The organism is Shinella zoogloeoides, assembly GCF_003574625.1.
GTDB lineage: Bacteria > Pseudomonadota > Alphaproteobacteria > Rhizobiales > Rhizobiaceae > Shinella > Shinella zoogloeoides_A.
This window is the reverse complement of sequence record NZ_QNUJ01000003.1, coordinates 197,463-218,014: the sequence shown is the minus strand read 5'-3', so window position 1 is coordinate 218,014 and position 20,552 is coordinate 197,463. Positions and strand designations below refer to the sequence as shown.

General features: G+C 64.4%; 14 protein-coding genes. 6 read left to right on the top strand and 8 right to left on the bottom strand.

Features of this window, described 5'->3' with window-relative positions:
* Positions 1 to 191: 191 nt before the first annotated feature.
* The 4 genes from DSD28_RS07045 (at position 192) to DSD28_RS07030 (ending at position 3,094) form a co-directional block, all read left to right on the top strand.
* Positions 192 to 899 (top strand): FadR/GntR family transcriptional regulator, encoded by a 708-nt coding sequence (locus DSD28_RS07045; protein ID WP_162911285.1) that lies wholly within the window; start codon positions 192 to 194, stop codon positions 897 to 899.
* Positions 900 to 963: 64 nt separating this feature from the next.
* A complete protein-coding gene (locus DSD28_RS07040) occupies positions 964 to 1,449 on the top strand; it encodes a 2,4'-dihydroxyacetophenone dioxygenase family protein (RefSeq protein ID WP_119255669.1) in 486 nt (161 codons plus the stop codon).
* Positions 1,427 to 2,182, top strand: coding sequence for an SDR family NAD(P)-dependent oxidoreductase (locus tag DSD28_RS07035; protein WP_119255668.1), 756 nt, complete (start codon positions 1,427 to 1,429; stop codon positions 2,180 to 2,182). Before DSD28_RS07040 ends, DSD28_RS07035 begins: the two co-directional genes overlap by 23 nt.
* Before the next feature lie 36 nt (positions 2,183 to 2,218).
* The gene (locus tag DSD28_RS07030; RefSeq protein WP_119255667.1) at positions 2,219 to 3,094 is read left to right on the top strand and encodes a helix-turn-helix transcriptional regulator; all 876 of its coding nucleotides are present in this window, start codon (positions 2,219 to 2,221) and stop codon (positions 3,092 to 3,094) included.
* An 82-nt stretch (positions 3,095 to 3,176) separates the two neighbouring features.
* Here DSD28_RS07030 and DSD28_RS07025 read toward each other — a convergent pair whose 3' ends face one another.
* Both DSD28_RS07025 and DSD28_RS07020 read right to left on the bottom strand, forming a co-directional pair.
* Positions 3,177 to 4,274: a branched-chain amino acid aminotransferase gene (locus tag DSD28_RS07025; protein ID WP_119255666.1), complete on the bottom strand. Its 1,098-nt coding sequence runs from the start codon at positions 4,272 to 4,274 to the stop codon at positions 3,177 to 3,179.
* A 149-nt stretch (positions 4,275 to 4,423) separates the two neighbouring features.
* On the bottom strand, positions 4,424 to 5,335 hold the full coding sequence (locus tag DSD28_RS07020; RefSeq protein ID WP_119255665.1) for an agmatinase: 912 nt from the start codon (positions 5,333 to 5,335) through the stop codon (positions 4,424 to 4,426).
* Between the two features lie 303 nt (positions 5,336 to 5,638).
* On the opposite strand from DSD28_RS07020, the gene DSD28_RS07015 reads away from it, so the two are divergent.
* Positions 5,639 to 7,741, top strand: coding sequence for a methyl-accepting chemotaxis protein (locus DSD28_RS07015; protein ID WP_119255664.1), 2,103 nt, complete (start codon positions 5,639 to 5,641; stop codon positions 7,739 to 7,741).
* Between the two features lie 67 nt (positions 7,742 to 7,808).
* Here DSD28_RS07015 and ade read toward each other — a convergent pair whose 3' ends face one another.
* The 3 genes from ade to DSD28_RS07000 form a co-directional block, all read right to left on the bottom strand.
* Complete coding sequence (gene ade, locus DSD28_RS07010) at positions 7,809 to 9,596, bottom strand: adenine deaminase (RefSeq protein ID WP_119255663.1); 1,788 nt, start codon at positions 9,594 to 9,596, stop codon at positions 7,809 to 7,811.
* A gap of 66 nt (positions 9,597 to 9,662) precedes the next feature.
* On the bottom strand, positions 9,663 to 11,060 hold the full coding sequence (locus DSD28_RS07005; protein ID WP_119255662.1) for an NCS2 family permease: 1,398 nt from the start codon (positions 11,058 to 11,060) through the stop codon (positions 9,663 to 9,665).
* 48 nt (positions 11,061 to 11,108) lie between these two features.
* Entirely contained in the window at positions 11,109 to 12,911 is a 1,803-nt protein-coding gene (locus tag DSD28_RS07000) for an adenine deaminase (RefSeq protein WP_119255661.1), read from the bottom strand.
* A 117-nt stretch (positions 12,912 to 13,028) separates the two neighbouring features.
* On the opposite strand from DSD28_RS07000, the gene DSD28_RS06995 reads away from it, so the two are divergent.
* Complete coding sequence (locus DSD28_RS06995) at positions 13,029 to 13,985, top strand: LysR family transcriptional regulator (RefSeq protein WP_119255660.1); 957 nt, start codon at positions 13,029 to 13,031, stop codon at positions 13,983 to 13,985.
* Between the two features lie 458 nt (positions 13,986 to 14,443).
* Here the strand turns inward: DSD28_RS06995 and DSD28_RS06990 are convergent, their stop codons facing one another.
* The 3 genes from DSD28_RS06990 to DSD28_RS06980 form a co-directional block, all read right to left on the bottom strand.
* Complete coding sequence (locus DSD28_RS06990; RefSeq protein ID WP_119255659.1) at positions 14,444 to 15,160, bottom strand: response regulator transcription factor; 717 nt, start codon at positions 15,158 to 15,160, stop codon at positions 14,444 to 14,446.
* Between the two features lie 253 nt (positions 15,161 to 15,413).
* On the bottom strand, positions 15,414 to 19,724 hold the full coding sequence (locus DSD28_RS06985) for a tetratricopeptide repeat protein (protein WP_119255658.1): 4,311 nt from the start codon (positions 19,722 to 19,724) through the stop codon (positions 15,414 to 15,416).
* Positions 19,724 to 20,551, bottom strand: a complete 828-nt coding sequence (locus DSD28_RS06980; RefSeq protein ID WP_119255657.1) for a polysaccharide deacetylase family protein — start codon at positions 20,549 to 20,551, stop codon at positions 19,724 to 19,726. The genes DSD28_RS06985 and DSD28_RS06980 overlap by 1 nt, the downstream gene beginning before the upstream one ends.
* Position 20,552: the final 1 nt, after the last annotated feature.

Sequence of the window (20,552 nt, the reverse complement as noted above, 5' to 3'; positions counted from 1 at the left end):
AAATATCCTCTCGCGGGGGGACAAGCCGAGCGAAAGCCTGTGAGCCGGCGGCAGCGTTGCGGCGCATGATTGCCATGGCCGGCCCCTTACGCCTGAAACGCGGAAAGAGGAAGACAGCCGTTCAATCAGACTTGTCGATTTTATCATCTGATGATAACTGGAAGCCATCATATTATTCACAGGATCGACGGATGGCCCGGGAAAAGCGCGCGGACGAGGTGTTGGACTGGCTGGGAACGGCGATCGCCCGCGGCGACTATCCCGTCGGCCAGACGATCCCGACCGAGCCGGAACTGATGGAGCTTTGCGATGTCGGCCGCTCGACGGTGCGCGAGGCAATCCGCGTGCTCGGCAGCCTCGGGGTCGTGGAGACGGCCTTGCGCCGCGGGACCGTGGTAACGGAGCGCGCGCGCTGGAACGTCCTCAACCGCGACGTCCTGCGTTGGGTGATGGCGAGCCGCGGCCATGCGGCCGATCTCATGTCGGCGATCAACGAGGCCCGCCTCGTCTTCGAGCCCGCCGCCGCGGCCCTCGTTGCCGAGCGGGCGGACCGGATGCAGATCATCGCCATCGAGACCGCCTTCGCGCGCATGGAGGCGGCGGCGGCGGCCGGCGATACCACGGCAGCCATCACGGCCGACCGGGCCTTCCACCTCGCCATCCTGAGCGCGACCGGCAATCCCATTCTCGAAGCCTTCGATTCCGCCATCGACGGGATTCTCGGCATCCTGTTCTCGGTGGCGGCCAACCACATGGAAAACTACCGGGCCAATCTTTCCAACCACCTCGCCATCATCGAGGCGATCCGCCAGCGCGATCCCGAGGCGGCGCGCGCGGCCATGACCGCCACCATCACCTTCACCACCCGCCGCATGAAGGAGGCAGGCCTCGTCGGCTGATCCCAAGTCCCGAGCCCATGCGGCCTCACCGAACCAACCAAGGAGTAAGCGCGTGTATACAAACATGAAGGGGTCGACCCATGTCCTCGCCCCGAGCGAAATTGCCCTCAAGGCCATTCCCGACGACGATCGCGTCTGGGTTCCCCAGGCGCCGAACGTCTTCTTCCGCCCGATGTTCCTCAACACGCTGACCGGCCAGTGGTGCAACCTGCTCAAGGTCACGCGCTCGGGCATCCTGTCGCGCCACCTGCATCCTGCCCCGGTCTTCGGCATGGTGCTGAAGGGCAAGTGGCACTATTTCGAGCACGACTGGGTCGCCGAGGAAGGCTCCTTCGTCTACGAGCCGCCGGGCGAGATCCACACGCTGAACGTTCCGGAAGACTGCGGCGAGATGATCACCTTCTTCAACATCTCGGGCTGCATGGTCTACCTCAACGAGGAGAACAAGCAGATCGGCTACGAGGACGTCTTCACCAAGATCGACATGTGTCGTGCGCATTATGAGAAAGTCGGGCTCGGAGCGGATTATGTCGACCAGTTCATCCGCTGATTGGGCCGCGGGCTGGCTCGAGGGCCGCACGGTCCTGGTGACCGGCGGCACGGGCGGCATTGGCGGGGCGCTCGCGGAAGCCTTCCGCGATGCCGGCGCCCATGTCGTCGCCACCGGCGCGACGGAGCGTGAAATCGCGGAAGCCGACGCGCGGGAAAGCGCGTCCGGCATCGTCCACCGCCTCCTCGACGTGCGCAGCACCGAGGCGGTGCGCGGCTTCGTCTCCGCCTTCGAGGCCCTCGACGTCGTGGTCAATTGCGCCGGCATCATCCGCCGGGGCGAAGAGCTGGACGCGGAGGTCTTCGAGAAGGTCGTCGACATCAACCTCAACGGCTCGATGCGCGTGTGCGAGGCGGCCGCGCCGCTTCTCGAAAGGTCCGGCGGGTCGATCATCAACATCGCCTCGATGCTCAGCTTCTTCGGCGGCGGGCTGGTTCCGGGCTATTCCTCCTCCAAGGGCGGCATTGCGCAGTTGACGAAGTCCCTCGCAATCGCCTATGCCCCCAAGGGCATCCGGGTGAACGCCATCGCGCCGGGCTGGATCGCAACCCCGTTGACCGTCGCCCTGCAGAACGACCCGTCACGCGCCGGGCCGATCCTTTCCCGCACACCGATGGCCCGCTGGGGGCGCCCCGAGGATCTGCGCGGCATCGCGCTCTTCCTTGCCGGCCCCCATGCCGGGTTCATTACCGGAAGCGTTATTCCCGTGGACGGCGGTTACTCGATCAGCTGATCCGATCGAACCGACGTTCGAGATAAGGAGACGTGCATGTCCTTGTCCGATAACGCCCCTGCGACACGCTTGGCGATCCCCGAGCGTGTCCGCCCTCCGACGACGCGCCGGTCGGACGACGCGCTGGCGCGCCTCATCCAGGCTTCAGAGCGGCCCGAATTCGACCGCCACCTGACAGAGACCCTGCAGGAGCTGATCTCCTTCGACCTCGCGATGATCTCGCTCTACCGGGACAATACGCTGGTGGAAGTCAGCAGCCGCTCTGCGCCCGAACGAATTCACGAAGACGTGCTCGGCTCGTACCTGAAGCACACCTTCACGCACAGTCCGTTCTTCCAGATGCATCGCCGCAAGATGAAGAGCGGTTTCTACCTGATGGAGAAGCTCGCGCGCACCCCGCAGCTTCGCAAACCCTCCTCGGCCGCGGAGATGCTGGAGATCGACGATGGCGAGGAGATCGGCTATCTCACCGCCGGCTGGCCCAAGCGCCTGAAGGAGATGGACCTCGCCCTTCGCCTCTCGGACCAGTACACGGTGCAGGTTGCCCTGTATCGCAGCGGCAACCGCGGCTTCAGCCAGGCCGACCTCGCTTCCGTCGAGCCCATCTACGCCTCCATGCTGGCCGTCTGCAAACAGCATTGGGACAAGCGCATAAAGCATCTGGAAACCGACAACGACCCGATCCGCAACGGGCTGCGGCGGCTCGGCTCGGCGGAGCTTTCCGCGCGGGAGCTGCAGATCATGCGCTCCCTGATCGCCGGCCTTTCGGAGAAGGAAATCGCCGAGGAACTGGACGTCAGCACCGAGACCGTGAAGACGCACCGCAAACGCGCCTATCAGAAGCTGGACGTCTCCTCGCGCATCGAACTCATGGCACGGCTGCTCGGCCTCGACAGGTCGCAGCGCATCTGAGCCGGAATCGAACGGCCCGCCTCTTCGAAGCTCGATGAGGGCGGGCCGGTTCAGACTCTAGGCAGCCACTCGCGCGGGCGGCTTACGCGCCTTCGATGGCGCGGACCCAATGGTGCCTGTCTTCGCGGGTGCCGCGCTGGATGCCGACCAGCGCCTCGCGCAGCTTGTCGGTGACCGGGCCGGTCTCGCCGTTACCGATCCGGAACTCGCCGCCGGAATGCTTGACCGTGCCGATGCCGGCGACGACCGCAGCCGTGCCGCAGGCGAAGGCTTCCGTCACCTTGCCGCTCTCGACGTCGGCCTTCCACTGATCGAAGGAATAACGCTCCTCGTTGACGGTGAAGCCTTCCTCGCGCGCAAGCGCGACGAGGGACTTGCGCGTGATGCCGGGAAGGATGGTGCCGCCGAGCGGCGGCGTCGTGATCGAACCGTCCTGCATGACGAAGAAGACGTTCATGCCGCCCAGTTCCTCGATCCAGCGATGCTCGGCGGCATCGAGGAATACGACCTGGTCGCAGCCCTGCGCCGCCGCTTCCGACTGCGCGACGAGGCTTGCGGCATAGTTGCCGCCGCACTTGGCGGCGCCCGTGCCGCCGGCGGCCGCGCGGGTATAGGTCTCGGAAACCCAGATCTTCACCGGCTTTGCGCCGCCCTTGAAATAGGGGCCGACCGGCGAGGCGATGACGCAGAAGATATATTCCTTCGACGGGCGAACGCCGAGGAAGGTCTCGCTGGCGAACATGAAGGGACGCAGGTAAAGGCTCCCCTCGCCTTCAGGAATCCACTTCGCGTCGATCCGCACCAGCGCCTCGACGGCGGCGAGGAAGTCCGCCTCCGGCAGTTCCGGCATCGCCATGCGGCGGGCAGAGTCGTTGAAGCGGCGCGCGTTCTCCTCCGGGCGGAACAGGACCGCGCGGCCATCCGCCGTGCGATATGCCTTCATGCCTTCGAAGATTTCCTGCGCATAGTGCAGGACGCTGCTGGCCGGATCGATCGGGAACGGCGCGCGCGCCGTGATTTCGGCGCCATGCCAGCCCTTGTCCGCGCTCCACCGCACGACGGCCATATGGTCGGAAAACAGCGTTCCGAAGCCCAGGTTTTCGAAGGCCTTGAGACGGCTTGCCTCGTCCATGGGATGGGCGTTCGGCTTGACGTCGAAGGAAAGACGGTTGGCTTGCATGGAGATGATCTTTCAGCAGTTCTCGGAAGATGGCGAAAATGCTCTCTTACGCCCTGTTTCTCAACGTTGCCATGCGAAAAATGTCGTGGCGGCAATTCTGTTGCGGCGGGTCCGCCGCATCGAAAGGATTTTCCACCCTTCCGGCCCTCTCACGCCTGACGGACGATGGCGCCGATGACATTGACGAGGAGACGCGCGGCAGTCAGTGCCGACAGGCCCTCGATATCGGCCGGGGGATAGAGTTCGACAAGATCGAACCCGGCGATCCTTCCCCGCTTGCCGAGGCCGGCGATCAGGTCGATCACCTGCATATAGGTGAGGCCGCCGGGTGTGCGCGCCGCGACGCCCGGCATGACGGCGGGATCGAGACCGTCGCAATCGAGGGTGATCACGATCCGGGCACCTTCGGGCACATGCCTGAGGGCGGCCTCGACGCCCTCGGCATGCACCTCGCGGGCGGTCACGATGCGGCTGCCGTACTGGCGGGCCGCCCCGATCTCGACGGCGCGCGCGCTGCCGACGCCGCGCATGCCGACCTGTACCATGCCGGCGACATGCGCCATTTCGCTCGCCCGCCGCATCGGGTTCGAATAGCCGTAGCGTTCGCCATGCAACTCGTCGCGCCAGTCCATATGCGCGTCGATCTGCACGATCCAGATCGGCCCCTGATCGGCAAATCCAGCAAGGAAGGGAATAGGCACGGAATCGTCGCCGCCAAGCAGGATCGGCACGGCCCCCATTGCAAGAATCTCGCGGGTCTTCACCTCGATCTTCGCACGGTTCCCCGCATTGTCGTGCATGACGGTCGGTACGTCGCCACTATCGACGCAGCAGATCGGCCGGCCGTCGAACAGCGGGCCGCCGAGATCGAAATCCCAATGCTCCACAAGGCCGGCATCCGTCTGGCTCGCCGCACGGATGGCGTCGGCGGCCGTGGCATAGCCGGTGCTGTCCTTGCCGGGATAAGTGCTGCCATGGCTGGCCCCGAAGATCACCGCGCGGGGACTGCGGCCATCGGCAAGGCTGGAGGGCAAACCGAGGAAGAGGGGCGAGGCGGTCATGATGGCGATCCTGCAAATACATTTGACGTGAAAATCGTTCGCCGAGGAAGGTGGAAGCCGGCGCGAATGTCAACTGGGGTGGGGCGCCCGCCGGCCAAAGCGCGCCATCCGCCCCGAGGCACTAGGCGAAAACTATCACCTCGCCTTTTAGGTGAGTTTTAACGATATCCCTTCACTGTCCCGCCCCGGGAGCATTCGCTTCGACACCGCCATGAAGGCATGATTTTTCAGCATTTTTCGACATGCCAGACCTCGCGAGCCTTGAATGGCGCGCGGGCCGATGGTGGAGTACGGGGGAATTCCTTGAGCAAGCGTCTCAACCTTATGACCAAGATACTGCTGGCGGCATCGCTTGCCGTCATCGCCGCCTTCTGCGGTTTCTCGGTCTACATCGACAATCTCCAGCGCAATGCCATTTCCCGCGGGGTGGAATCGCAGATCCAGTCCTCCGGCCAGCTGGCCGCGACGGGCATCGCCAACTGGCTGAACGCCCGCGTCATGCTGACCGAGACCGCGGCGGAAGCCTCCGCGAGGACCGCCAGCAAGGAAGAGCTCCTCCAGCGTTTCGACAGCCCGCTGATGACGCACGAATTCGACATGATCTATTTCGGCGACCAGGCCGACGGCAGCTTCACCCGCATGCCGCCCGCCGAGATGCCGAAGGGCTACGATCCGCGCCAGCGCGGCTGGTACAAGGATGCCGTCGCACTCGACGCGCCGCTCCTGACCGATCCCTATAACGACGCCGCCAGCAACCAGCTGGTGATCAGCGCCGCCATCCCCGTCAAGCGCGATGGCAAGCTGCTCGGCGTCGCCGGCACGGACTTCTCGCTGAAGGGCCTGATCGGCGTGGTCGACGAAGTCACGCTCGGCGGCATGGGCTCGGCCTTCCTCGTCAACAGCGCCGGCACGGTCCTGGTGCATCCCGACGTGGCACTGGTCTCCAAGTCCCTCACCGACGTGTTTCCGGACCAGACGCCCGCCATCGATGGCAAGGGCCTGATGGAAACCCGGCTCGGCGACAAGCCCGTCCTCGTCAGCTTCATGCCGATCAAGGGCCTGCCGGTCGGCAACTGGTATCTCTGCCTGATCGTCGACCGCGACATCGCCTATGCCAGCATCGGTGAATTCCGCATCGCCGCCTCCATCGGCACGGCGGTCGGCGTCATCGCCATGGTCGGCGTTCTCGCGCTGCTTCTGTCCGCACTGGTGGTCAAGCCGGTGCTGCGCATGACGGGCATGATGAGCAAGCTCGCCCGCGGCGACGTTTCCGAACAGATTCCGGATGCCGACCGCACGGACGAGATCGGCCAGATGGCCGCCGCCGTCGCCGTGTTCCGCGAGAACATCATCGAGCGCGGCCGCCTCGCCCGCGAGGCGGAGGAGAACCAGTCGCTCACCGAGAAGGAGCGCCAGCAGCGCGAAGCGATCAAGGCCGAGGAAGCGAAAAACGTCAATTTCGCGATCGGAACCGTCGCAGATGCGCTCGGCCGCCTTGCCGAGGGCGACCTCGCCTCGCGCATCGACACGCCGTTTGCCGGCGATCTCGACCGGCTGCGCAACGACTTCAACCATTCCGTCGCAAGGCTGCACAAGGCCATGTCGACGGTCGGCGAGAAGGCCATGGCCATCGACGGCGGCGCCAGCGAGATCCGCGCTTCCGCCGACCAGCTCGCCCGCCGCACCGAGCAGCAGGCGGCCTCCGTCGAGGAAACCGCAGCGGCGTTGGAAGAGATCACCACGACCGTCAAGGATTCCACACGCCGGGCGGAAGAAGTGGGCTCTCTCGTCGCCCGCGCCCGCACGGGTGCAGAAAAGTCCGGCGAGATCGTGCGCCGCGCCGTCACGGCCATGGAGGGCATCGAGCAGTCCTCGGGCGAAATCTCCAACATCATCGGCGTCATCGACGATATCGCCTTCCAGACCAACCTTCTCGCGCTGAATGCCGGCGTCGAGGCGGCGCGGGCGGGCGAAGCCGGCAAGGGCTTTGCGGTCGTGGCACAGGAAGTGCGGGAACTTGCCCAGCGTTCGGCAAACGCGGCCAAGGAGATCAAGGCGCTCATCACCACCTCCGGCGATCAGGTGCGCTCCGGCGTGACCCTCGTCGGCGAGACGGGCGCGGCGCTGGAAGCCATCGTCCGCGAAGTGCAGGAGATCAACAGCCACGTGGATGCCATCGTTCTCGCCGCGCGCGAGCAGTCGACGGGCCTCAACGAGATCAACACCGCCGTCAACACGATGGACCAGGGCACGCAGCAGAACGCCGCTATGGTGGAGGAACAGACCGCCGCCAGCCACGGTCTTGCGACCGAGGCCGCCGAGCTCAACGCACTGCTCGCCCAGTTCAGGCTCGGCAATACGGTAGCGCCGAAGGCCGCGCGAACCGGCATGGCATACGCCGCCTGACCGGTTCCTGAAACGAAAAAGCCCGCCGCGACCATGTCGTGGCGGGCTTTTTCATGAATGGCGTATTCTAGCGAATGATGACGTCCGTCTTTTCGAAGCGGGTGACGTCGATCAGGCCGACATCGGAAATGCGCAGTTCCGGGATCACCACCAGCGCCAGCAGCGAGTGCTGCATATAGGCGTTGTTGAGCGTGCAGCCGCAGGCGCGCATGCCTTCCACCAGACGATTGGCTTTTTCCGCAACGACTTCCGCCCGCTCGTCCGACATCAGGCCGGCGACGGGAAGCTCGACCAGCGCAAGTTCCTTGCCGCCGGCAATCAGCACGATGCCGCCGCCGACTTCCTGAAGGCGATTGGCGGCCTGCGCCATGTCGGCCTTGTTGGTGCCGACGACGATCATGTGATGGCTGTCATGGGCGACCGTCGAGGCCATGGCGCAATCGGTATCGTAGCCGAAGCCGGAGACGAAGGCGTTCACCACGCCGCCCGTGCCGCGATGGCGCTCCACCAGCGCGATCTGGCAGACATCGCCCGGCCGGTCCATCGCGACCACGCCGCCCTTGACCGGCAGGCTGCGCTGCAAGGCCTTTGTTGGCGCCTGGTTCTCAACGACGCCGATCACCCGCACATCCACCTGCGCGGCGCCGGCGGCTGCGATGTCAAAGTCCGCGGCAGTCAGCGCCTTGCCGAGCTTGACCGTGTTCTTCGCGCTGGCCGGGTAGTCGTAGGCCGGAATGTCGGCGACGAGCGCCCCATCTTCCGCCAGCAGCCGCCCGCGGGCGAAGACCATCTCGACCGGAAGGGCGGCAAGGTCCGAGGTCACGATCAGGTCGGCGCGGCGGCCGGGGGCAATCGAGCCCAGTTCGCGTTCGACGCCGAAATGCTGCGCCGTGTTGAGGGTCGCCATCTGGATCGCCGTGATCGGCCTGAGGCCCTGTGCGATCGCATGGCGCACCACCCGGTTCATGTGGCCGTCATTGACCAGCGTGCCGGAATGGCTGTCGTCCGTGCAGAGCACGAAGTTCCGCGGATCGACGCCGCGTTCGGTGATGGCCTTGACCTGCGCGGCCACATCGAACCAGGCGGAGCCAAGGCGCAGCATGGCGCGCATGCCCTGGCGGACGCGCGCGATGGCATCGTCCACGGTGGTTCCCTCGTGGTCATCGGCCGGGCCGCCCGCCGCATAGGCGTGGAAGGCCCGGCCGAGGTCCGGGGAGGCATAGTGACCGCCGACCGTCAGGCGGGCGTTCTGCGTCGCGGCGATTTCCGCGACCATCTTGGGGTCGTTCGCGGCAACGCCCGGGAAATTCATCATCTCGCCGAGGCCGATGATGTTCGGCCATGCGAGGGCCTCGCGCACGTCCTCGGCGTTCAGCGTCGCGCCGGCATTTTCCAGGCCCGGCGCGCTCGGGACGCAGCTCGGAACCTGTACGAAGATGTTGAGGGGCAGGCTCTGCGCCTCGTCGTTCATCAGCTTCACGCCCGCCATGCCGAGCACGTTGGCAATCTCGTGCGGATCGATGAACATGGTGGTCGTGCCGTGCGGGGCGACCGCGCGGGCGAATTCCGTCACCGTCACGAGGCCGCTTTCCACGTGCATATGCGCATCGCAAAGGCCGGGAACGAGGTAACGTCCGCCGGCATCCACGACCTTGGTCCCCTCGCCGATCGTATGGCCGGCATCGGGGCCGACATAGGCGAAGCGCCCGGCGGCAACCGCGATGTCGGTATTCGGGACGATCTCGCCCGAATAGACGTTCACCCATCGGCCGTTGCGGATGACGAGGTCCGCGGGCTTGCGCCCCATTGCGACATCCACCAGAAGCGGCGCGGTTTCAGACCATGATTGCAGCATTTCCGCCTGTTCCTTCCTAACCCGGTTTATGCATGCGGCGGCACGTCATCGCGCCGCCGCAAATAATCATTGAACCTGCATCACCAGCATGGCGGCGAGCACCGCGACAAACCACATGACCGGCCGCACCTCCCGCGCCTTGCCGAGTACCAGCTTCATGACGACGAAGCCGATGATGGCGAGCGACAGGCCGAGCGTGATGGAGAAGGTCAGCGGGATGAGCACGATGGCGAGGAAGGCCGGAATGGCATCCTCCATGTCGCCCCAGTTGATCCGCCCCATCGGCTCGGACATGAAGAGGCCGGTCAGGATGAGGACCGGCGCCGTGGCGATTGCCGGCACCAGCGAGAGCAGCGGCGACAGGAACAGGAACGGCAGGAAGCAGAGCCCCGCAATGAAGGCGACGAGGCCGGTGCGCCCGCCCTGCGCGATGCCCGCGCCCGATTCCAGGTAGACGGTCGCCGGGCTCGTGCCGAGCGGCGCGGAGATGAGGGCCGCGACGGCATCGACATGCATCGATTCCTTCACGTTGCGCGGCATGCCGTTCTCGTCCTTCAGGTTGGCCGCTTCCGCAAGGCCGAGGAAGGTCGAGAGCGCTTCCACGAAATTGGTGAAGAGGAAGACGAAGACAAAGGGCACATAGGCGATCTGCAGCGCGCCGACCAGGTCGATCCGGCCAACGAAGCTGAAGTCCGGGGCCGCGAGAAGCCCGCTCCAGTTGACGAGCGTGTGCACGTCGGGCGTGCCGGCAAAGGCGCTGCCGTCGCCCCACCAGCGGCCGATCGGGATCGCCAGCACGGTGGTGACGATCATGCCCGCCATCATGGCGCCCGGCACCCGGCGGATCACCAGCGCGGCGGTAATGATGAAGCCGGCGATGAAGGTGAGCGTGACGGGCGTGAACTGGGTGAGCGCGACGATGGTGTCGGGGCTCGCCACGATGAACTTGGCGTTCTCGAAGCCGATCAGCGCGATGAAGAGGCCGATGCCGCAGGCAATGCCGTAGCGCAGGTCCTTCGGGATCGCGTCGATGACGGCCGTGCGAAGGTTCAGCATGGCAAGGATGGTGAAGAGCACGCCCGCCCAGAAGACGCAGCCGAGCGCGATCTCCAGCGGCACGTTCGCGCCCATCACCATCGTATAGGCAAAGAGCGCGTTGATGCCCATGCCGGGCGCGACCAGAATGGGGCTGCGCGCGTAAAGACCCATCGCGCAGCTGCCGACGAGGCTGACGAGCACCGTCGCCGTCACGCCCGCCGAAAAGGGAATGCCGGCATTCTGCAGGATCGCCGGATTGACCACGATGACATAGGACGCCGCCAGGAACGTGGTCAGGGCGGCGATGATTTCCGTGCGGATCGTCGATCCGCCCCGGGTAACCTCAAACAGGCGGTCGATGGTGCCGGCGAGCCGGGACTGTGACCGGCTCGCGGGATCTTCCGCGACTTTCGATTGATAGTTCATGTCGTTCCTCCCCTATTGAACACCATCGATGCCGCCTTGACGGTTCTCCTACTCCGCCGCAAGCGTTTTCGCAGCAGCGGACCCGTCCGGATCGAGCGGCGAAATGATCTGCAGATTGACGCAATCGACGACGCCGAGATCGGTGATGGCATAGTCGGGGATCGCGGTGATCTGCAGCACGAACATGTACATGAACGGCCAGGGCAGATCGCAGCCGAGGCCGCGCGCCGCATCGTCGAGCCGTATTTCCAGCGCCGCCATCTCCGCAGGATCGATATCGGAGACGATGCCGCCGATGGGCAGGTGCAGGAATTCCACGACCTTGCCCTTGTCGACCACCACCTGGCCGCCATTGTTGGCGATGAGGTGGTTGATGGCGATCGCCATGTCTTCCGGATCGGCGCCGATGCAGATGATGTTGTTGTCGTCGGGCGCCGTGGAGCTGGCGATGGCGCCGGATTTCAGGTTGAAGCCCGAGACGAAGGCGACGGGGCGGTTCTGCGTCTTGCCGTAACGCTCGACGACCGTCACGTACTGCACGTTCTGGCTGACATCGGCGAGGACCTTGCCGTCGACGACCGGCAGGGTGACGTCGCGCCGCGTGCGCACGAAGATCTTCTCCGGCGTCAGCGCGATTGCAAGCACCTTGGCGGAAGACGACGTGCCGTCGAAAGGCACGGCGATGTCGGCGGCGGTGACGGGCTTCGCCTTGACCGATTGCAGCAGGCCGGCGCTGCGCTTCGGCGGAACGAGTTCGATCGCCATCCGCCCGTCGCGGGCGGCGAGCTTGCCGTTCGCCACCACGGCCTCGATCTGGAAGTCGCGCAGGTCGTTGACGATCAGGATGTCCGCCGTGCGGCCCGGCGAGATCGAACCGACCTTGTGGTCGATGCGCAGCGCTTCGGCGCCGTTGATCGTCGCCATCTGGATGGCGGCCATCGGCGAGATGCCCATGGCGATGGCCATGCGGACCATGTTGTCGAGATGGCCGCGCGACAGGATATCGCTCGCCACCACGTCGTCGGTGCAGAAGCTGATGCGGCGCAGCGCCTTTACGCCCATCTCCGTGACGATGCGCAGATTGTCGGAGAGGAAGTGGGAGATGGAGGATTCACGCACGACGACGTGCATGCCGGCGCGCAGCTTTTCCAGCATCTCTTCGGGCGTGTAGCTCTCGTGGTCGGCCCGAACGCCCGACTGCATGTAGCCGTTGAGGCGTGCGCCGCGGGTCATCGGGCAGCAGCCCAGCACCGGCAGGCGGCTTGCCGCGCCGATCTCGATGGCCTGCAGGACGTCCTCGTCCTCCTCCTGGATGAATTCGCGCACCGTTTCCCAGATGCCGACGCATTCCGGCCAGTGATGGGTGTCGCGGTGGTCCTTCGGGCTGAAGTAATGGCCAACGGTGGAGCGCGGCATGGTATAGGGCGTCTTGCAGGGCGCGCCCCAGAACACCTTGAGCGGCGTCTCCTTGACCTCGTCGAGGAATTCGCGCGCTGCATCCGGCCCGCCGACGACGATGATCTGGTCGAGGCCCGTCACGATCGAGGTGGTGCCGAGCGGCACGACGGCCTTGGCGAAGCTGGTGAGCGAGAGCTTCGAGCACTCGACATGGAGGTGGCCGTCGATCATGCCCGGGGCAAGGTATTTGCCGGTCGCGTCGATGATCTCGGTCTGCGGCCCGATATATTCGCTGATGTCGCCGACGGCGATGATGCGGTCGCGGTAGATCGCGATATCCGCCTGGTAGATTTCCTCGGACACGACGTTGACCAGCCGGCCGCCCCGCACGGCAACGGTTGCCTTGGATTCCCCGCCGGATGCGGCGCGAATGAATTCTCGAATGTCGGACATGCAGACCTCCCTGTTTCGGCCCGACTATTTCAGTCCCGCACCGTTTGAACAACTGGCCGAATTCAGGCTATTATCGAACGTATCGTCCAATTTCTTGAACGAAAGGCAGGCGGGAGAATGGACCTCTCGGTGATGGAATGCTTCGTGAAGGTGGCGGATGCCCGCTCGATTTCGGCCGCCTCGCGGTTGCACCGCCTGCCGAAATCGACCCTCAGCCACCGCATACGCCAGCTCGAGGACGAATTCGGCGTCGAACTCTTCGTGCGCGAGGGGCATCAACTGCATCTGACGGATGCGGGCTCGGAACTGCTTCGCCATGCGCGAAAAATCCAGGCGAGCTGCGACGATGCCGCGACCGCGATGGCCGAGATGCATCAGGAGGTCGCCGGGACCCTGCGCGTCGGCTCGACCGGCGAATTCGGCACCACCATCACGTCGGAACTGCTCTATGCCTTCCAGAAGACCTATCCGCAGGTCATCCTCGACGTGGTCTTCCTCTCGGCGCGCCAGCCCTTCACCGATGTGTCCGACATGGCGCTCGACGGCATCTTCCACTGGGGCGAGCCGTCCGATGTCGATTATGTCAGCCGCCGGCTGGCGACGGCCTCCTACGGGCTCTATGCCAGCCCGGACTATCTCGCACAGCACGGCCATCCGGCCACGACGGACGATCTCGCCAGGCACCGGAGCCTGCTCTTCCGCAACACCACGCGGCTGCAACCCTGGTATCTCTCCCGCCAGGGCGTCGAGGAAACCGAGATCCTCGTGCCGTCGAGCCTGATCGCCAACGACTACTGGACCCTGAAATATTTCGCCGTGGCCGGACAGGGCATCACCTACCTGCCGGGTTTCTTCGTCGAAACCGAATGCCAGAGCGATCTCCTGCTGCCGGTCCTGCCCGAATGGCGCTCGCGGGAGACGGCGATCAACCTCATCTATTCCCGCCGCCGCCACGTCTCGCGCCGCTTCAAGGCCTTCGTGACCTTCTGCATGGAGTTCTACCGCCGCCGCGAGCGCGACCAGATCCCGCGCTACTTCGTCGAGAAGATCATGCGCGGCCAGAATGAAAAATAAAAATTCCGCATAAAAACAGCATGTTGCAATGCCAACACTCAAGAAGGATGCACACATCCCTTTGTACCTGTCAGCGATAGGTGAGCGCTCATACGCATATCGTCGCAACGAAGTCGGCAGCATGCGGACCGTCTGGGTCTTCAATGACAACCGCTTGCGCACTCTTCATTCGACTGGCGTTACCGGAAGAGCGCATGGAGGTCCCTGCTCATCGAATATGGGACCCGGATGCGCTCCCCGGAAACGTCAGCTCCAAATGCACGTCCAATGCACGGCAGTTTTTGCACGAAGAAGACGGTTTACAGCGGACAAAGCGTCTCCTTCCACCGGAATCAGGTTCTCCTTGAGATAGTTATTTGAGATGACGAAACCCGGCTGCGTAAATTACTTTGCTTCCGGATCATCATAGACTAATCACAACTTTTGATAACAGATAGTCGTAAAAAAGGATTAGCCCATCACTCTATATTGACCATTCCGAAAGAAGATAATGCTGCTTCTGTCCTGTTTTTTACGCGAAGTTTTTTGTATATGCTTCGAACATGCGCCTTGATGGTGTTTTCCGAGAGCTTCAGACTGTGAGCGATAAGCTTGTTTTGCGTGCCCTTGCACAGAAGATCGAGTATCTCGACCTCACGCACCGTCAGATGCGCTTCATGCATCGCCGGAAGCGGGGAGGCTGAAGGAGAAACCGGCATGCCCGCCTTTTCCGGAGATTTCAGCCGACGCAGCAACGTGGAGGGAAAATGCTCTCCGCCCTTTATGAGCAGCTCCACCCCGGTCAGAAACACGTCCAGGCGCACATCGAGCGGTAAAATGCCATCGATATGCCTGTCCTCGGCCAAAAGGCCCACAATGGGATCCAGCGCGGCGGAATCCCCAATCAGAATGCCGATGGAAATCGACGCAGTCTCCGCCTCCATATCCGTCAGAATCCGGGCAATATCGGTTGCATCCTTGCCATGAAACAGCATGAGGTCCATGCGCGCCCGATGCGTCCGCAGCAGATTTTCCGCCTCCCGATCGACCAAGATTTCATGATCGGAAAAGCGGCGTTTCAGCGCCTCCGACAAGCACTCGATCAGAAAATCCGGCTCCGCCACTATAACGATCAGACGCCGTTCGCTGCCCTCGCGCCGCTGTCGCGGCTGCCCCGGTCTCACAGCTTCACCCACAGCCCTTCCCCACCAACGCAATACAGATGAGAAACAAATGGCAGGAATTTCTTTCTCGCCTGCCAGCTTTTTAATTCTTCGATGATACAGTATTAATCAATTTTTCGTCAAATAATCACTTCGGGTGATGCCCGCGGCAAAAATCTTATCGTTCGCTCGGCGTAAATATATCGGAAAACGGGTCTTTTGGCCGCAAATGCAATCACAACAATACTATGGCGGCAGGAAATTCCCCAAATAGTTGCGAAGCGAGCTAAAACATCTGCGCTACCGCCTCTACGACCGATGGGAAGAACGGCCCTCTGCGGCACTGCCTGGCAGGTAGGAAGGCCCGGCATTCGCGCATGAGCGCGGCCTGTGTCTGCCTATCGAGCCTGCCATCGAACTGTCGAACCCGAATCCCTTTTTCACGAAGCCGGGCTTTCACGATGTAGATGAACAGGTTGCCGTTCGTCTTGGGTAACGCGCTGACGATTTGCCGCTTTTCCGGCTGGGTTAGGGCGTTGAAGCGTGTATTGAGTTTTGCAAAAGCGGAATGCCTGGCCGTTGCCGCGTCGATGAGGAAGCCCTCGATGTCCTTCTCCGGTTCGGACAGCATATCCTGCGATGCCAGCAAAATCGTCTTCGCCTTGGCGATGTCCTTGCGGACCAGCAAGGTTCGACCGTCCCGTTTGCCATCCCGATAAGCGGCAATCAGGTCGAGCGTCGCGGCAGCATCGTGATCTGCCATGGCCTGGCGAAGGACGCTCATTGCGGACTTGCTGCTCTGTTGGCGACCCCGGCCGTAGAACAGGGCCTCGGCAAGAACCGAAGGCGCGCCGGCGACCCTCGCCTCCATCGCATCGCGCAACCGGGTAAAACCCGCCGATGCGGTTCGGGCAGAGGGGCGTGAAGCCTGGAAGCGGCCAAGGGCCAGCATGGCACCGCGGTTCCCCGTCTCGACGGCGGCACGATAATGCGCTTCCGCCTCCTTGAAATTGCGACGGCCGAAGCGTCCGTCGGCATAGCCCTGCGCGAGGCGCAGCCTGGCCGAAACGCTGCCATCGGCGGCAGCCGCACGGTAATATTTAAGCGCCAGCGCCGGATCGAGCGGCGCGGCCTCGATCCGGCCGAACATATCTCCAAGCGCCAGCAGGGCATCGGCACTTCCGAGCGCCTTCAACGCGGCCTGTGCCTTGATGAGATTGCGCGGTGTTCCCTGACCCGCCGCCATCATTTGCGCCAGACGGATCTGTGCCTCTTCGCTACCCCGCCCGGCGGCCTCACGGTAGTGCGTGAGGGCCAGAGCGGGATCGGCTTTCACCGCCATGCCGTCCGCATAGAGATTGCCGAGTTGCACATGGGCATTGACCGAGCCGAGCGCGCTTGCCCGATCCAGCGCCGAAAGCGCGAGGGTGGTCTGCAGGGGAATGCGACCGGAAAGGCCAACACCGGCGAGTTCCTCGAGAACAGCAGGATTGTCGGCCTTGGCAAGCGTCCGAAGGGCGGCAAGACCGGCCTGCGGATCGCGCCGCGTGCCCTCGCCCCGGATCGTCATTTCGGCGACACGAAGGCGCGCCTGAAGATTGCCGGCCTCTGCGGCGGCGCGATAGGAGGCGAAAGCCTCCTCCGGCTTCTGCGGCCTGTAGCTGTCTCCGAGCCGCAGCAGTGCCGTAATGCTTCCATCGGCCGCTGCCTGCTGATAGTGGCTGCGGGCGCTGGCGATATCGACCGGCACTCCCTCACCCTTCGCGTAGATATCTCCAAGCGCAAGGGACGCGTCGGCGGCGCCCTGCCCTGCCAGGGCCGAAAGTTCGGCAAGCCCCGCTTTCACATCCTGCGCGACGCCTTGTCCGGCCACTTTCATTTCTGCCTGGCGCACCTTTGCCGCAGCATTGCCGAGCGTTGCGGCCCGCGCATAGGCGGCAAAGGCCTGGGTTTCATTGCCGGGGCCCAGAGCCCCCTGCGTATAAAGATCGCCGAGAGACATCGCGGCGCGGGCATCGCCTCCGGAACCTGCCAGCGCCATCAGTGCGGCCTTTGCCGCGTCCTCGTCGCGAACGATCCCCTGGCCTCGCGCCGTCATTTCCGCAAGACGGATTTTTGCAGTCGCATTGCCGTCCTGCGCCGCCTCCCGATAGTAGCTTGCCGCCTTGGGATAATCGACCGGCACAAGGCGGCCGTCGGAGTAGAAATCGCCCAGCCGCGAAAGCGCGGTCACACTGCCTCCCATTGCGGCCTGCCGATAATAGCGTCGGGCGAGTTCGGGATCGATGCCAAGTCCTTCTCCCTTTGCGTAGACGTCCGCCAGCGTCAACGCGGCATCCGTTCTTCCCTGCGCCGCCAGCGCTTCCAGTTCGACACGCGCAGCGTTCGCGTCCTGGGATACGCCTTGCCCGAGCGCTTTCATTTCGGCCCGCCGCACCTTTGCCGCCCCCTCGCCGAGCACTGCCGCGCGGCCATAGGCGGCAAACGCCATTTCCGGATCGGGCGAGCCGAAGGCACCTTCGATGTAGAGATCACCGAGCATCATGGCGGCATGGGCATCGCCTCCCGCTCCAGCCAGCTCGTCCAACGCGGCCTTCCCGGCATCCGCATCGCGGGCTGTCCCCTGCCCTCGTACCGTCATCTCGGCAAGGCGGATTTTAGCGACAGGACTGCCCTTGTCCGCGGCCGCACGGTAATATTCCACCGCATGTGCATAATCGGTCGGCACGAGCCTGCCGTCAGAATGGAGGTCTCCGAGCCGTACGAGGGCTGTTATGCTTCCGGTCGCCGCCGCCTGCCAGTAATAGGTCCGCGCCCGTTCCGGGTCTGCACTTCCCGTATCGCCCTTCGCATAGAAATCTGCCAGCGCCAGCGCCGCATCGCCCGAGCCCGCAGCGGAAAGTGTCTCCAACTCGCTCCGCCCCGCATCGACGTCCCTTGATACGCCCTGCCCGAGCATTCGCAACTCGGCCCGCCGCACCTTGCCCGCAAGGTCGCCGAGGGATGCCGCGCGATCGTAATAGGCAAAGGCCATCTCCGGATTGGCGCCCCCGAGCGCGCCTTCCGCGTAAAGGCCAGCGAGAGCCGTCGCAGCCGATGCGTTTTTCTCGATGCCTGCCAGTACATTGAGAGTGGCCTTTGCGGCGCCTGCGTCACGCGCGGTTCCCTGTCCGCGCGCCGTCATCTCGGCAAGCCGAATCTTCGCGGAAGCGTTTCCCATCCGCGCGCCATCGCGGTAGTAGCCGATCGCCCGGCCATAGTCGGCCGGAACCAGGCGACCGTCGGAATAGAAGTCCCCAAGGCGCGTGAGCGCCGTGGTGCTTCCTTCTTCGGCGGCCTGTCGGTAGCGGTCCAGCGCACGCACCGGCTCGACAGGCGTTCCCTCACCCGCCGCATAAATGTCGCCCAACGCAAGCGAGGCACCGCTTTCGCCATCCGCAGCGAGGGCCTCCAACTCGGCGAAGGCGGCCGGGCCATCCCGGGCCATGCCCTGGCCGGCCGCTTTCATTTCTGCCAGCCGCACCTTCGCGGCCACATTGTCCTGATCCGCCGCCTGACGATAGAAGCCTGCCGCGAGTGCGGGCTCGGAAGCATGTGCTTCCCCCAGCCGCACGAGCGCCGTCGTGCTGCCCTGCCTTGCGGCGTCCTGATAATATTTCAGGGAGAGCGCCGGGTCGGACGCGACAACCCGCCCATCCCGATAATAATCGCCGAGCAGGAGGGAGGCGGTTGCCTCTCCTTCGGCCGACAACTCTCTCAACGCTTTCAGCGCGCTTTCGGCATCACGAACCATTCCGCGCCCACGCGCCTGCATTTCAGCAAGCTGCACGCGGGCAACGGCGCTGCCCTGCTTGACGGCGCGACGGTAGTGGCCGATTGCCTTCGCATAATCCGCCGCCACCGCCAGACCGGACGAATAGAAATCGCCCAGTTGCAGCTCCGCATCGCGCGATCCGGAACGGGCGGCTTTTTCCAGGGCCGCGAGGGCGATGTCCGCCTGTACCGGCACCCGCCCGCTGAGGCAGAGTTCAGCGAGGGCATCGAGTGTGCGCAAGTCGCTGGTCGCCACCAAAGCGCGCAAGGCGGACAGCCCGGCAGCGAGATTGCGTTCGGTTCCCTCGCCGCGGATCGTCATTTCGGCGGCGCGCAACTGGCCTTCGGGATCGCCGTTGCGAGCCGCCGCCTGATAAGCGGCAAAGGCCTTCGCTTCGTCCCGCTCCACTATTTGCCCACGCCTGTAGAGATTGCCGAGCCCGACAAGGGCGCCATGCTCTCCATAGGCGGCGGCTCGTTCATAGAGCCGGCGCGCAAGGTCGCCATCCGGTTTTTCGTCTGTCGCGACCGGCTCGGGGCGAGGCGAGGAGACGGCGAGGATCGCATCCGGGCCTGCACTGTCCAGCATGCGGTCGTAGTCGCCCAAAAGCTTCTCGACACCGGCCGTATCGACCTGACGTGCGGCATAGAGATCCGCAAGCTGCAGGAGCGTGCGACCGAGCGCCGGCTGAAAAGCCGGTTCGGCCGTTTCCGCCGCGAAGGCAAATCTCGCCACGGCCCAGAAAAGGGCGGCGGCAAGCCCCAAGCGCAGCCCCTTTCCCATCACGGCCTCCCCGAACGCTCATGCAGCCCATCCGGCAGGAGCGTGCGGCCCCAGGCCCGTATGCGCCGCGCCGCCCGCCAGCCGGTCGCGACAAGCCTGTCGGAAGGCGGTGAGACGGGGAGCTCGCCGCCCTCGATCAGGTCGATCAGCCTTTCCGGTGTCAGATCGCTCGTCACGATGATGCGGGAGAGCGCAAAGAGATTTTCCGTACCGCTGCTCAGCGCATGACGTACGCGGCAAGCGGCAAGATAGCCGATTTCCTCCGCAAGCCGTCGTGTCACCGGCGCGGCGTAGCCGTGCGGATAGGCAAAGCTCTTCACTGCCCGGCCGAGCCCGTCCTCGAGGGCATGCTTGCTGTCCGCCATCTCGCGGCGCGCGCGGGCACGGCTTAACGTATCCAGTTCCGGGTGGCTGACCGTATGCGCCCCGATTTCGACGCCCGCCTCCTGAAGGTCACGGAGCGCCCTCCAGTCCAGCATGGGCCGGGCGCCCTCGCCCAGCGGCGCAAGCCAGCGAGCGGTCGCCCCAACGAGACCGGAGACGACGAAGAGGGTCGCGGGAAAGCCGCGCGCCGTGAGAACAGGCATGGCGCCTTCGGCAAAATCCACAAGGCCGTCATCGAAGGTGATGACACAACTCCGCTGCGGCAGGGAAAGACCGCCACGCCGTCTCATCGCGAGTTCCTGCACCGTCATCGGACGATAACCCCTCGCAGAGAGAGCCCGAAGCTGGCCGTCAAATTCGCGCGGGGTCACCAGCCAGCGGCGATAGGCCGGTGCGCAGTCCGTCGCGACGCTATGATAGACCAATATGGGAACCGGTCGCATG

What these genes read in the sequence shown, in the direction of transcription:
- DSD28_RS07020 (WP_119255665.1), bottom strand. Translation starts at nt 5,335, where the DNA reads ATGACCGCCTCGCCCCTCTTCCTCGGTTTGCCCTCCAGCCTTGCCGAT.
- DSD28_RS06995 (WP_119255660.1), top strand. Translation starts at nt 13,029, where the DNA reads ATGGACCTCTCGGTGATGGAATGCTTCGTGAAGGTGGCGGATGCCCGC.
- DSD28_RS07035 (WP_119255668.1), top strand. Translation starts at nt 1,427, where the DNA reads ATGTCGACCAGTTCATCCGCTGATTGGGCCGCGGGCTGGCTCGAGGGC.
- DSD28_RS07000 (WP_119255661.1), bottom strand. Translation starts at nt 12,911, where the DNA reads ATGTCCGACATTCGAGAATTCATTCGCGCCGCATCCGGCGGGGAATCC.
- DSD28_RS07025 (WP_119255666.1), bottom strand. Translation starts at nt 4,274, where the DNA reads ATGCAAGCCAACCGTCTTTCCTTCGACGTCAAGCCGAACGCCCATCCC.
- DSD28_RS07045 (WP_162911285.1), top strand. Translation starts at nt 192, where the DNA reads ATGGCCCGGGAAAAGCGCGCGGACGAGGTGTTGGACTGGCTGGGAACG.
- DSD28_RS06985 (WP_119255658.1), bottom strand. Translation starts at nt 19,724, where the DNA reads ATGGGAAAGGGGCTGCGCTTGGGGCTTGCCGCCGCCCTTTTCTGGGCC.
- ade (WP_119255663.1), bottom strand. Translation starts at nt 9,596, where the DNA reads ATGCTGCAATCATGGTCTGAAACCGCGCCGCTTCTGGTGGATGTCGCA.
- DSD28_RS07040 (WP_119255669.1), top strand. Translation starts at nt 964, where the DNA reads ATGAAGGGGTCGACCCATGTCCTCGCCCCGAGCGAAATTGCCCTCAAG.
- DSD28_RS07005 (WP_119255662.1), bottom strand. Translation starts at nt 11,060, where the DNA reads ATGAACTATCAATCGAAAGTCGCGGAAGATCCCGCGAGCCGGTCACAG.
- DSD28_RS07030 (WP_119255667.1), top strand. Translation starts at nt 2,219, where the DNA reads ATGTCCTTGTCCGATAACGCCCCTGCGACACGCTTGGCGATCCCCGAG.
- DSD28_RS06980 (WP_119255657.1), bottom strand. Translation starts at nt 20,551, where the DNA reads ATGCGACCGGTTCCCATATTGGTCTATCATAGCGTCGCGACGGACTGC.